Below are 12,523 nucleotides of genomic sequence, written 5' to 3' on the forward strand. Positions count from 1 at the left end.
CCGCTTTCAAGCAGCTGATCTGACCGAGCTTGTTTTATTTTAACCTCCTGATCAGTAGTCTGTTTGTACAGGCTGCTCCTGTTCCTTCTGATGCTGACGCTTCTCCATGATTTTGCCTACAGCGATAACCAATACAGCCAGAGCAATCGGAATAGCAATGTGCAGCGTCGGACTAAGTGACTCTACGGCATGCCCCACCATCTTATCGTTAAGTATCATTTCTCCTGATGTGTAGCCCAGAAGGCCGACTCCGAGCAGCACAATAACAGGAAACCGGTTCATTAAATTCATCAACAGCTTGCTTCCCCAAATGATCAACGGGATGCTGAACGCAAGTCCAAATCCGATTAGCAGGAAATTACCCGCCGCAGCGCCTGCTACCGCAAGCACATTGTCCAGGCTCATGACCAAGTCAGCAATTACGATCGTTTTTATCGCCGCTCCGAGCTTATGGCTCGACTCCAACTTTTCTTCGTTGTCCTCATGCTTCATCAATTTAATTGCAATCCATAAAAGCAGCACGCCCCCCGCCAACTGAACGTAGGGGATCTGCAGCATCCATACGGCAACGAACGTCAATATAACCCTTAGTACTATAGCACCCAAGCTTCCTAAGAAAATAGCCTTTTTCTGCTGCTCCTGCGGCAAATTACGGCACGCCAACGCGATAACAACCGCGTTGTCTCCGCTTAACACGATATTGATAAAGATGATTTGCAAAAGTCCTAACAGCAACCATTGAACATCCATAGCGGGTAATTCCTTTCCTGTTTATTGTAGCGCAGAGCTACGCGAAGAGCAGTTTGGACGCATAGACGACCGCCGCAACGGTCATACTGCTTAAAAATGTGGAAAGAAGCACCGTCTGTGCCGCATATTCCGGGTCATTCCCATACTCCAGCGCAAATACGGCGCTGTTCCTTGAGGTCGGATAAGAGCTAGCGATGAATAACGCCTGAGCGGCGGTTCCCTCCAGACGAAGTGCCCAGATTAAGCAAAGGGCTATAGCCGGTGAGACGAGTAATCGGCCGATCAAGCTCATTGCAAGCGGTAGGCTTATCCGATTGAAACGTAAATAAGCGCTCTGCGCTCCCAATGTAATCAAGGCTATGGCCAAAAAAGCATTGGACACATTCTGAATCGGGCTCCATAGAAAAGTGGGAATCGGTACTTTCAGAGCCTTCAATCCGAGTCCCAGCAAAAAGGCATACACGATCGGATTCTTCAGCAGCTCCTTGACCATTTTGTTTCCTTGACTTTGAGCAGAGACAGCGTTGGCTAAACCAAAGGTGTTCGTCAGCAGGTTCTGATAAATCGTTACGATAACCTGAACGGACAACCCTATTGGATTATTATGAAACACAAGCTGACTGACCGGAAGCCCGAAATTGCCCGAATTATACAGGACTACACTGTTGGTGAAGGTCGAGGAGAGACTACGGTTGAAGCCAGCGGTCCTTGATACCCCTATGCTGATTACAATCAGACAGCAGCTCTGAAGCATCAAAAAACCAACAATATGAAGCAATGTTCCTCCCGCCAAATCACTTTGATAAATATTGACGAAGCTTACGGTAGGAAGCAGGAAATAGGTATTGATTTTGGAGAGCGTATTCAAATCAAATTTGAACGTGCGATGCAGCAGAACGCCTACTCCTATTAAAAGAAATACAGGAAAGATGACATTCAGTAAAATTAGAAATAATACATTCATATGGGTTCTCCCTGAAAAAAAGAATACCTTTTACAAAGGATAAGCAGCAGACGCAGGCTTCTTACCGCCGCGCACTGCCGCTTACGTTCATCCTATCCTTCTTCATTGACCAATACATTCTTCCCTCTCATCTTGAGGATAAGAGGAATCGTGATCCAGAGCAGCCCTATGATGAGGAAAACAAGGGATACCGGCTTTTGCAGAAAAATCATAAAATCCCCGTTGGAAATCGTCAGTGCTCTGCGCATGTTATTTTCCATCATCGGACCCAAAATTAGGCCGAGCACAAGCGGAGCCAACGGATAATCGTTCTTTGCCAGAAAGTATCCTACAAGGCCGCAGCCCATAATGAGCAGCAGATCGAACGTCGAGTATTGCACCGCGTACACACCGAATACCGAGAACACAATAATCAAAGGAATCAAATATTTCGTCGGCGTCTCGATCACCTTGGCGAATACTTTGACCAGAGGCATGTTAAGAACGAGCAGCATCAGGTTACCGACAAACATACTTGCGATAACTCCCCAAGCAAGCTGGGGATGGTCCTGAAATAGTAGCGGACCCGGCTGCACATTATACATAATGAAGGCTCCCATCAAAATGGCTGTCGTGCCGGAGGAGGGAATACCGAGACTAAGCAGCGGAATCATAGCTCCGCCGGAAGCAGCATTGTTGGCGGACTCAGGTGATGCCACACCTTCGATAGCCCCTTTTCCGAATTTCTCCGGATTTTTGCTGATCTTCTTCTCTACGATATAGGCGAAGAAGGAGGCTAGAATGGCACCCGCGCCTGGCAGCAGTCCTATGAAGAATCCTAGTACCGACCCACGCGCGATGGGAGCTGCGCTGTCCTTCAAATCTTTTTTAGTCGGCAAGATTCGATTAATCTTGGCCAGCTCACCATCGTTGCCTTCGCGTTCCAATATCGTCTTGAACACTTCACCCACCGCAAAGGTACCTACAGCGACAGTCAGAAATTCCAAGCCTTGATAGAGCTCAGGAACATTAAATGTGAAGCGGGCGACGCCAGATACGTTGTCGATGCCGATGGTGGCAAGCAGCAGACCGAATGCGGTCATCATTAATGCTTTGACCATCGATTTGCCCGCCAAACCGCTAATGGCCAGAAGCCCCAGCACCATCAGCGAGAAATATTCGGCAGGGCCGAATTTGATCGCTACGGCAGATAACGGACGTGCGAGAAAGATCAAGCCGACCAGCGAGATAAGGCCCGCCGCAAAGGAACCAATGGCTGAGATCGCCAGAGCTGCTCCCGCCCTGCCCTGTTTGGCCATTTGGTAGCCGTCAAGCGTCGTTACAACGGATGAAGATTCACCCGGGGTGTTCAGCAGAATTGAAGTCGTGGAGCCTCCGTACATAGCTCCGTAATACACCCCTGCTAGCAAAATGATCGAGCTTGTAGCCGCTTCTTCCGGCCCCAATCCGCTTGTCATTGTAGCTGTAATCGGGATCAGCAGCGCCACGCCGCTCATCGGACCAATGCCCGGCAGTACTCCGACGACCGTCCCTATTAGTACGCCCAAGAAGACAAACACCAGATTGTGCCACTGCATCGCTGTTCCCAGACCATGAAGCAAATAATCAATCGTGCTCAATTTCATTACCTCCTGCAAGCATATGCATGAACCTATGCTTCTTCCTTAAGCTTGTAATCTAAGATAAGCCTAACCAAGTTGGAAAACCGGGAAGAGAACCATCCAGCACGTTGACATACAGAAAATACACGCCGTACGAAAAGGCTGCGGAAATGAGCAGCGAGATCCAGATTCCCCCTCTTTGCATCGTCTGAAAGCCTATGAGCAGGAAGAAAAACGTCGATATGACGAAACCGATATCCTCTAGAAAATAAGCATATAGAACAGCCGTTGCAAAAATAATGCCGAAACGCTTGTAGTCCAAATCCTGCTTCTTTTTCTCCGCCTGCTGCCTCCGAAATGTTTCATAAATGAGTCTAAGGCTCATTAGGGAAAGGAACGCTCCCAGTACCATGGGAAAGATGTTCGCTCCGACATTGCTTCCGTACGCGCTTGTCGATATGCTGCGGCTCCCGATGACGAAGGCGGCACCTATCGCGAGAAAGACAATTCCGGCATAACGGTCGAACGTTGTATTCATTTACAATCCTCTCCTTACTTTTGCATACCCAAAGCGGTCAAAATATCTTTGACTTGCGTCTCCTGAGCGGTTAAATATGCTTTGAAATCATCCGCTTTTTTGTAGTCGGTTTCCCAATTATTGGCCTGCATTTCTTTTTTCCATTGGTCGGATTCTACCATTTTCTTAAGGGAGTCATCCCAGAATTTCTTCGCGTCCGCACTCATTTCTTTGGGACCGAAAATACCGCGCCAGATGAGGAATTCAGCATCAATCCCCTGCTCCTTCAATGTAGGAACATCCTTCATGCTGCCTCCAAGTCGCTGCGGCGCTAACACACCCAGCACCTTGATTTTACCTGCCTTCAAATATTGATCGAGGGAGGAGGCATCAGTACCAAGGACGTCTGCGTTGCCGCCAAGGAGGGCTGTAAGTGCTTCACCGCCGCCATCATAGGACACATATTTTACTTTCTTCGGGTCAATCCCGTACTTGAATGCAGGCAGAATCGAAACCAGATGATCCATGGAGCCAGGCGCCGAGCCTCCTGCAACAGTCAGCTTAGTCGGATCGGCTTTCATATCGTTAAGCAAGGACTTCAGATCGTTATATTTGGAATTAGCGGCAACGGCAATCGCGCCGTAATCTTTGGTCAATTGAGCCAGCGGAGTGGTGTCCTTGAAGCCGAATGGCGTATTGCCCTCTTTCTTCAAATTATTGATCAAAATCGGCGGTGAGCTAACGAACAGCTTGTGGTTGTCCTTCACATCCTTGGTGGCATACTCGGCCATGAAGACCGTGCCCCCTCCACCTGGCTTGTTCTCGACTGTAATGGGCTTATCTAAAGCTTTGGTCTCAGACAATACTTTGGCAATGGTTCGCGCTGTCATATCCCAGCCGCCTCCTGCTCCGGAAGGAGCGATCAAGCTAAGCGCCTTCTCCGGATACTTCGATGCCGATTGCTGAGGTGTATCCTTGCCCTTCTCTCCACCTGAAGCGGCAGGCTTCGAACCTGCATTGCCACAGGCAGCCAAGCTAATAGCCAACAAACCGATAGAAGTTATCTTTAACGACGATGTCCAAACGTTTTTCATATGCAAACCCCTCCATTTTTTTACTATGACCACTATTTGTATGCGCTTTCTTTAAACGTTTTCAGAATAACACCGGAACCGAAATTATAAAAGTTTAACAAAATTAATTTATATTAACTCTTTTGTGAGCATTTTGTTCATATTGTTCATGGCATCCTGAGGCCTGATTTCCTCAAAATGAGAGCGCTTTATGATACAATAAATAAGTAAAAAATCACCCTTTCACAGCATTGCCCTACACAACTCTATAAAAGCGGGGTGTCCGGTTTCATGCGGCTTCAAACCAAGCTCATTCTTATTATCTGCTCGCTTCTCGCTTTAGTTATTGTCAGCCTTGGGGGCATTTTCTACTATATAACGACTTCTGTATTTGAAGATCAGATTGGTAACCGGGCGCTTAAGGTTGCTGAAACGATAGCGCTCATGCCTGAAATTCGCCGGGCTTTTCATGAGCCCAATCCATCGGATATCATTCAACCCATTGTCGAGACAATTCGCGAAAAAATCGATGCCGAATACATCGTTGTTGGCAATCGTGAAGGAATCCGTTACTCTCATCCTGTAACTGATCGAATAGGCAAAGAGATGGTCGGTGGAGACAATGGTCCCGTTCTCGAAGGCCAATCCATCATTTCCAAAGCTATCGGTTCTTTAGGTCCCTCTTTGCGAGGAAAAGCTCCCGTCTATGATGAAAACGGTTACGTAATAGGAATTGTATCCGTCGGCTTTCTGACAGAGGATATCGATCACATCAACGATATATATCAATTAAGAGTGGAATGGATATCAATGATCGTTCTTGCCGTCGGTATCGCCGGAGCGATACTTATTGCAAGAAGCGTGCGGCGTTCCATTCATGGCCTGGAGCCTGAAGAAATCGGCGCTCTATATACCGAGAAGCAGGCCATTCTCGAATCGATTCGCGAAGGCATTATTGCTGTAAATCGCAAAGGCATAGTTACTCTCGCCAACCGGTATGCTTTGCAGCTCCTGGAGCTGCCCGAGAATGCCAACATTGCCGGCAAGCATATTGAAGAGGTTATTCCTAATACCCGGCTTCATGAGATCGTCCGTACCGGCAAGGCCGAAGTGGACCGTGAAATGTTAATTGGCGATCATGATGTTGTCGTCAACCGCGTACCTATTATCGACGTGAACTCTCAGGTTACGGGTGCCGTATCGAGCTTTCGCAGCAAGTCGGAGCTGTACCGTCTGGCCGAGGAATTGTCTCAAGTGAAACGATTTGCCGATGCGCTTCGGGCGCAGACGCATGAATTTTCCAATAAGTTATACGTCATCTCCGGTTTGATTCAGCTTGAATCTTATCAGGAAGCCGTTGAGCTTATTTCACGGGAAGTAGATGTTCATCAAAATTTCGTGCAGTTCATTATGCGAGAAATTCCAGATCCAATGATCGGCGGACTCCTGATCGGCAAATACAATCATGCTCAGGAGTTGAAGTTGTCCTTCGAGATTGACCCTGAAAGCTCTTTTCAAGATATCCCTGAGCAGGCAGACCGCAATCTGCTTGTTACTATCATCGGGAATTTAATCGACAACGCCATGGAAGCGGTTCTAGCTGAAGATAAATCAGAGAAGCAAGTCAAGCTGTTTATGACGGATCTGGGAGAAGACCTCATCATTGAATGCGAGGATAATGGGATAGGCATTCCAGAGGAGATAGCGAACGCCGTATTCGAGAAAGGCTATTCCACCAAGCAGGGACAGCATCGCGGAATCGGTCTCTCCCTCGTGCTCCATGCAGTAGGCAAGCTGAACGGCTACATTACATTTCATAGAAATCCTATCGGTGGCACCATATTTACTGTAGCGATTCCGAAGAAAACCGATCTCGGGCAAAAGGGGGAATTGCAATGACGGTTCAATGCCAAATACCGACTGTTGAAGTGCTGGTTATAGAGGATGATATTCGGATCGCCGAAATCAATCGGCGATTCATAGAGAAGGTAGAAGGATTCCAAGTGGTCGGCATTGCGACCGATGAATCACAGGCCATGGAGCAATTGGACATATTGCGGCCTCATCTTGTTCTGCTGGACATCTACTTGCCCGGCTCTAATGGACTCGATATTTTACAATATATTAGGCAGCACTACCGGGATACCGATGTCGTGATGATTACTGCTGCCAAAGAAGTTGACGCGATCCGTGAAGCTGTACGCAGCGGCGCTTTCGATTACATTATGAAGCCGCTTATCTTTGATAGGCTGCAGGAGACGTTAATCCGCTATCTCGACTTTCACCGCGAGCTGAATCGGTTGAACGAGAACGGAACCATCAGCCAAAGTGATGTCGACCGGCTGCTATCGGGGTCCACGAAGAAGGAATCCGGGCCGGATACCTCCTTTCTACCCAAGGGGATCGATAAGCTGACGCTGGTCAAAGTGACCCAAACCATCTCGCGCGCACCTGACGGCCTGACAGCTGATCAAATTGCCAAAATGATCGGCGTCAGCCGCTCCACAGGACGGCGCTATCTGGAGCATTTGGTCAGTCTTGGCGGAGTATACGCCGATCTCTCCTACGGAGTCGTTGGTCGGCCCGAGCGGGTGTATCGACAGAAGAAATAAAGCGACGCCTCATATTAAATCCAGAGCTCATTGTAAAAATAGCCTTGGCCGACTAACGGCCAAGGCTATTTGCATACGAGCGCATCGGATGCGATTCGCAATTAGTGGCCCATCATCATCGCCGGGTCGGATTGGCCGCGCCTGCGGTTCCGTCTTCTTCCTGCTGCTTCAGTTTACGCAGAAGGAGCGACAGTGCGACACCCGCGGTCACGAGGCACGCGGACAGGAAGAACGTGTCGCCGCAATCCGCGGGCGATGGCGTCAGCGGATTTGCTTCCGCTTCCGCGCTTGACTTCATCATTTCGTAACCCTTTCTTCATCGTTTCACCACAAATTATGTGAATTAAATCACATACATATTTTATACTAACAATAAGGGAAAAGGTTAAGAATAAACCCATATCCTACCTACATAAGGAGCTGATCGAAGATGATGTCCTACGATCCGGCGGTGTACAGCCGCATATTAACAGGGCTTACCCTGGGTTTCCACATCCTGTTTGCCACCATCGGTGTGGGTGTGCCTGTGATGATTGCCATCGCGGAGTTTCTCGGGATCAAGCTGAAGGACCCGCATTATATTTTACTAGCACGCCGCTGGGGCCGTGGCTTCGTTATTACGGTTGCTGTTGGTGTTGTGACCGGAACTTCCATTGGAATGCAATTGAACCTGCTATGGCCAAGCTTCATGCAAATTGCCGGTCAAGCTATCGCATTGCCATTGTTCATGGAAACCTTCGCTTTTTTCTTCGAAGCTATTTTTCTAGGCATTTATTTATATACTTGGGATCGTTTCCGCAATCCATGGGTCCATTTCGCAATTTCCATCCCGGTAATTATCGGATCCTCCTTGTCCGCTTTTTTTATTACCGTGGTGAACGCATTTATGAATACGCCCCAAGGCTTCAAGCTGGAGGGACGGACGATCATCGATATCGACCCGTGGGTCGCTATGTTCAATCCGGCAACTCCAACCAAGACAGCGCATGTGCTGTCCTCCGCTTACATGACCAGTGCCTTCCTGTTGGCCGCTATTGCCGCTGTATCCCTGCTGGCCGGCAAGAAGCATGCTTATTATAAGAAAGCATTGAAGCTGACGATGCTGGCCGGACTTGTATTCTCTCTGCTTACCGCTGTGATCGGAGATATGTCCGGTAAATTCCTTGCCGAATATCAACCGGAGAAGCTCGCAGCTGCGGAATGGCACTTCGAAACAAGCGCACAAGCACCGCTTGTACTCGGTGGATTTCTCAATGAAAATCATGAAATCCATTATGGGCTTAAGCTGCCGTTCGCCCTTAGTATTCTCGCCTTTGGCAAGCCGAGTGCCGTTGTGACCGGATTGAACGATATTCCTCCGGATGAACGTCCACCGCTATATATCCACTATCTGTTTGATATGATGGTTTCTATAGGGAGTTTGCTAATCGTTCTTTGCTTAGCGTACATCCTGTTCGCACGAAAAGCACGCCGCTCCGAGGGACGTGAGCTGCCACGATGGCTGCTGCGATGTATTGTAGCAGCCGGTCCCCTTGCTATGCTTGCAATTGAATGCGGATGGATACTAGCCGAAGTAGGTCGACAGCCTTGGATATTACGCGGTTACATGCGAACCGCCGAAGGAGCTACCACATCCGGTAATGTGGACTGGATGCTGCTGCTTTTCGCTCTTCTTTACATCGTTCTGGGATTCACCGTGTGGGCCGTTCTCCGCAAAATGTTCAAGAGTAACTCAGCCGAGCTGGAATTAACCGGCCGCGGTATCGAAGGAGGCGAAGCTCAATGAACATTGAAATTATCGGAATCACCGTACTTTGGATATTCCTATACGGATATTTGATCGTTGCCTCGATTGATTTCGGTGCAGGCTTTTTCAGCTATTACAGCATGATAACGGGCAGGAAGCATCTCGTCCACGGCATCATCGAGCGTTACTTGTCTCCCGTGTGGGAGGTAACAAATGTATTTCTCATCTTCTTCATGGTAGGAATCGTCGGCTTCTTCCCCGATACCGCTTATTACTTAGGTACTGCACTGCTCCTGCCTGGCAGCATTGCGATCATCCTGCTGGCTATCCGCGGCTCGTATTACGCCTTCAGCAATTACGGCTCCAAGGACAACAGCTTCTATTTGCTGCTCTACGGGAGCAGCGGTTTGTTCATTCCCGCTTCACTCTCTATCGTATTAACTCTTTCAGAGGGAGGGTTTATTCAAGAGCAGGACGGGCAAGTCGTGCTTCTTTATGGAAAGCTGTTCACCAGTGCTTACGCCTGGTCAGTCGTTATACTGTCGCTAGTCAGCATCCTGTTCATTTCTGCTGCGTTCCTGACATACTACGCGAACAAAGCCAAGGATTACAAAGCGATGGAGGTGCTGCGCGGCTTCGCTATCGGTTGGAGTGCTCCAACCATTCTGGCCAGCCTGCTCGTCTTCTTCGCAATATACCGGCATAATCCATGGCACTTTGAGAACATGCTTCACTACGCCTGGATGTTCGTGCTATCACTGGTGTGCTTCTTGTTCGCAACCTATTTCATTTGGAAGCGACAAAGACTTGGGTTAGCTTTCATCCTGGTTATGCTGCAGTTTGCTTTTGCCTTCTTCGGCTATGGAGCTGCGCATTTGCCGTATATTCTGTATCCTTTCATCTCGATACATGAGAGCGTGACGAGCCCGGAAATGGGAATTGCTCTGATCATTGCCTTTATCGCAGGTCTGCTGCTCCTTATCCCATCGCTTTACCTGTTGATGAGACTGTTTTTGTTCAATGCCGCCTATGTTCAAGGCAAGTCAGGCAAGTGACGAGCTACAGCCCAACATAGATATGCTAAAAAAGCCCGAGCGTCTTCCAACGGAAGGAACTCGGGCTTCTTCATGCTATGCGGCGGAGCATTTAGTCGAAATACACAGCTTTACCCGTCTTAGATGATTCGTAAATGGCTTCTAAAATCTCCGAAACAACACATGCCTGCTCCGGCGTAACGATTGGCTCTTTATCCTGCTCTACAGCTTCAAGCCACAAGCGCATTTCCAGATCAGCCGGGCTTTCTTTTTTCCCGTCATAGAAATCGACGCCTTTGGCATCCAGCTGGATTTGATTCATGAACAAACGGCTATGCTTCTCTCCGTTAATGCGCAGCCCGTCCTGCATATCGGCTCCGCCTTCGGTACCGCAAAGTGTTGTCTTGGCCTCGCCCGTTTGCAGCATGTTGATCGCCCAGCTCGATTCCAGTACGATGGTCGCACCATTCTCCATCGTAATCATCCCAAATGCGGAATCTTCGACCGTAAATTTCTCCGGATCCCACGATCCCCAGGCATTAGCGGCATTCTTCTTATGGGACAGCTTATGAAACGCAGTGCCCAGCACAGCTTTCGGTTTGTAATTGTCCATCATCCACAGCGTAAGATCCAAAGCATGCGTCCCGATATCGATCAGCGGACCTCCACCCTGCTTTTCTTCATCCAAGAACACGCCCCATGTCGGTACGGCACGGCGGCGTATCGCATGAGCCTTCGCATAATAAATCTCTCCGAGCTCTCCGTCAGAGCACAGCTGCTTCAAATATTGGCTGTCCGAACGGAACCGGTTCTGGTAGCCAATCGTCAGCTTTTTGCCGGTACGTTTTGCCGCTTCTACCATCCTACGTGCATCGGCAGCTGTTTTAGCCATTGGCTTTTCACACATCACATGCTTGTCCGATTCAAGCGAAGCAATCGAGATTTCCGCATGAGAGTCATTAGGCGTACACACATGTACAATATCGATAGAGCTATCATTCAACAGCTCTCTATAGTCCTCATATACTTTCGCATCGGGAGCACCGAAATTAGCAGCAGCCTTATGGGCCTTTTCCAATACAATATCGCAAAAAGCGACCATTTCTACGTTAGCTTGATTTTTCAAAGCCGGCATATGCTTTCCTTTGGCGATACCGCCGCAACCAATAATTCCTATTCTAAACGTTCTAGACATTCTTAATCATCCTCCTTGGGTAAGCGTCCTTTGTATGGAACTGCTTCTTACTAAGCCATAGTATAGTGAAGAATGCCTCGAAAAGATATTTCTAATCTGGCTGATATTATATCCGATTTTGCCATGAAATAAAGATAAATTCCCAAGCCTCCCCTCTTTATCCAGTCGTCACGAATCGACAGGAATTTCCCGGGAAATGGAAGCTGAATACAAAAAAGAAGCGTCTACCCTGCACAGGTTCGCTTCTGCTTGTTTTGTTTATGCTTTTTTCCCGGAGGAAGTGACGAGCTTGTAGCCGACTCCACGAATGGATTCGATTTGCACGCTTTGCTGATTCATCTCCAGCTTTTTGCGCAGCGAGCTTACATGTACGTCCACCGTACGTTGTCCGCCGATATAGTCGAAGCCCCATACGATATTCATCAGGTCATCCCGAGTAACGACAACCCCAGGCCTCTGCACCAGATAGAGAAGAACCTCGAACTCCTTGGGTCTCAGCGGAATTGATTCACCGTTCAGCATGACTTCATATTTTTCCGGATAAATATATAAATCTCCTGCGTTTATGACTTTCTCTCCGGTCGTGTTCTTATCCTGCAGTTGATCCTCAGACATCGTTCTTCGCAGTACCGCCGATACTCTTGCCAGCAGCTCCGCTACACCGAATGGCTTTGTAATATAGTCATCAGCTCCGTATTTCAAGCCTTGAACGACTTCTTCCTCGGCATTGCGGGCCGTCAAAATAATTACAGGCGTTTTATTTCCCTTCTGGCGAAGTCTTGATAAAATTTCAAACCCATTCAACCCGGGAAGCATAATATCTAAAATGATCAAATCAAAAGCGTGCTGGAGTGCTGTCTGCAGCCCTTCACTGCCATTATCGACCACCTTCGTTTCGTAACCGTCTTGCGAAAGATTATAAGATAGCAGTCTTGCTAATGTAGGCTCATCTTCAATAACTAAAATTTTTTGCGTCATGGGAATCCCCCGTTTTAGTTTCTAATACGACAAGCTTATCATAGCATGGTTT

The 12,523-nt window shown here is 48.3% G+C and carries 12 protein-coding genes; 4 read left to right on the plus strand and 8 right to left on the minus strand.

The features are described from left to right. Window positions 1-51: 51 nt before the first annotated feature. From BP97_RS0104750 to BP97_RS0104770, 5 genes are all read right to left on the minus strand, one after another. On the minus strand, window positions 52-750 hold the full coding sequence (locus BP97_RS0104750; RefSeq protein ID WP_028548064.1) for a TerC family protein: 699 nt from the start codon (window positions 748-750) through the stop codon (window positions 52-54). 37 nt (window positions 751-787) lie between these two features. Next, a complete protein-coding gene (locus BP97_RS0104755; protein ID WP_028548065.1) occupies window positions 788-1,714 on the minus strand; it encodes an AEC family transporter in 927 nt (308 codons plus the stop codon). A 92-nt stretch (window positions 1,715-1,806) separates the two neighbouring features. Next, on the minus strand, window positions 1,807-3,333 hold the full coding sequence (locus BP97_RS0104760; protein WP_028548066.1) for a tripartite tricarboxylate transporter permease: 1,527 nt from the start codon (window positions 3,331-3,333) through the stop codon (window positions 1,807-1,809). 58 nt (window positions 3,334-3,391) lie between these two features. After that, window positions 3,392-3,853 carry a tripartite tricarboxylate transporter TctB family protein gene (locus BP97_RS0104765; protein WP_028548067.1) on the minus strand — a complete coding sequence of 154 codons (462 nt, stop codon included), beginning with the start codon at window positions 3,851-3,853 and terminating at the stop codon, window positions 3,392-3,394. A 14-nt stretch (window positions 3,854-3,867) separates the two neighbouring features. Then, on the minus strand, window positions 3,868-4,926 hold the full coding sequence (locus BP97_RS0104770; protein WP_036745483.1) for a Bug family tripartite tricarboxylate transporter substrate binding protein: 1,059 nt from the start codon (window positions 4,924-4,926) through the stop codon (window positions 3,868-3,870). A gap of 270 nt (window positions 4,927-5,196) precedes the next feature. Between BP97_RS0104770 and BP97_RS0104775 the strand changes: the two genes are divergently transcribed. Together BP97_RS0104775 and BP97_RS0104780 are read left to right on the plus strand one after the other, a co-directional pair. Beyond that, window positions 5,197-6,804, plus strand: coding sequence for an ATP-binding protein (locus tag BP97_RS0104775; protein WP_028548069.1), 1,608 nt, complete (start codon window positions 5,197-5,199; stop codon window positions 6,802-6,804). Beyond that, on the plus strand, window positions 6,801-7,517 hold the full coding sequence (locus BP97_RS0104780; protein WP_028548070.1) for a response regulator: 717 nt from the start codon (window positions 6,801-6,803) through the stop codon (window positions 7,515-7,517). Before BP97_RS0104775 ends, BP97_RS0104780 begins: the two co-directional genes overlap by 4 nt. A gap of 173 nt (window positions 7,518-7,690) precedes the next feature. Here the strand turns inward: BP97_RS0104780 and BP97_RS35320 are convergent, their stop codons facing one another. Continuing rightward, window positions 7,691-7,837, minus strand: a complete 147-nt coding sequence (locus tag BP97_RS35320) for a hypothetical protein (protein WP_156043142.1) — start codon at window positions 7,835-7,837, stop codon at window positions 7,691-7,693. A gap of 110 nt (window positions 7,838-7,947) precedes the next feature. Here BP97_RS35320 and BP97_RS0104790 point away from each other — a divergent pair, with 110 nt between their 5' ends. Then, a complete protein-coding gene (locus BP97_RS0104790) occupies window positions 7,948-9,303 on the plus strand; it encodes a cytochrome ubiquinol oxidase subunit I (RefSeq protein WP_028548071.1) in 1,356 nt (451 codons plus the stop codon). Further along, a complete protein-coding gene (locus BP97_RS0104795) occupies window positions 9,300-10,319 on the plus strand; it encodes a cytochrome d ubiquinol oxidase subunit II (protein WP_028548072.1) in 1,020 nt (339 codons plus the stop codon). The genes BP97_RS0104790 and BP97_RS0104795 overlap by 4 nt, the downstream gene beginning before the upstream one ends. Window positions 10,320-10,410: 91 nt before the next feature. Here the strand turns inward: BP97_RS0104795 and BP97_RS0104800 are convergent, their stop codons facing one another. Continuing rightward, window positions 10,411-11,493: a Gfo/Idh/MocA family protein gene (locus tag BP97_RS0104800; protein WP_028548073.1), complete on the minus strand. Its 1,083-nt coding sequence runs from the start codon at window positions 11,491-11,493 to the stop codon at window positions 10,411-10,413. A gap of 258 nt (window positions 11,494-11,751) precedes the next feature. Further along, complete coding sequence (locus BP97_RS0104805; protein WP_028548074.1) at window positions 11,752-12,471, minus strand: response regulator transcription factor; 720 nt, start codon at window positions 12,469-12,471, stop codon at window positions 11,752-11,754. Window positions 12,472-12,523 lie beyond the last annotated feature (52 nt).

The sequence above is a fragment of the Paenibacillus sp. UNC451MF genome (assembly GCF_000686845.1).
Lineage (GTDB): Bacteria > Bacillota > Bacilli > Paenibacillales > NBRC-103111 > Paenibacillus_S.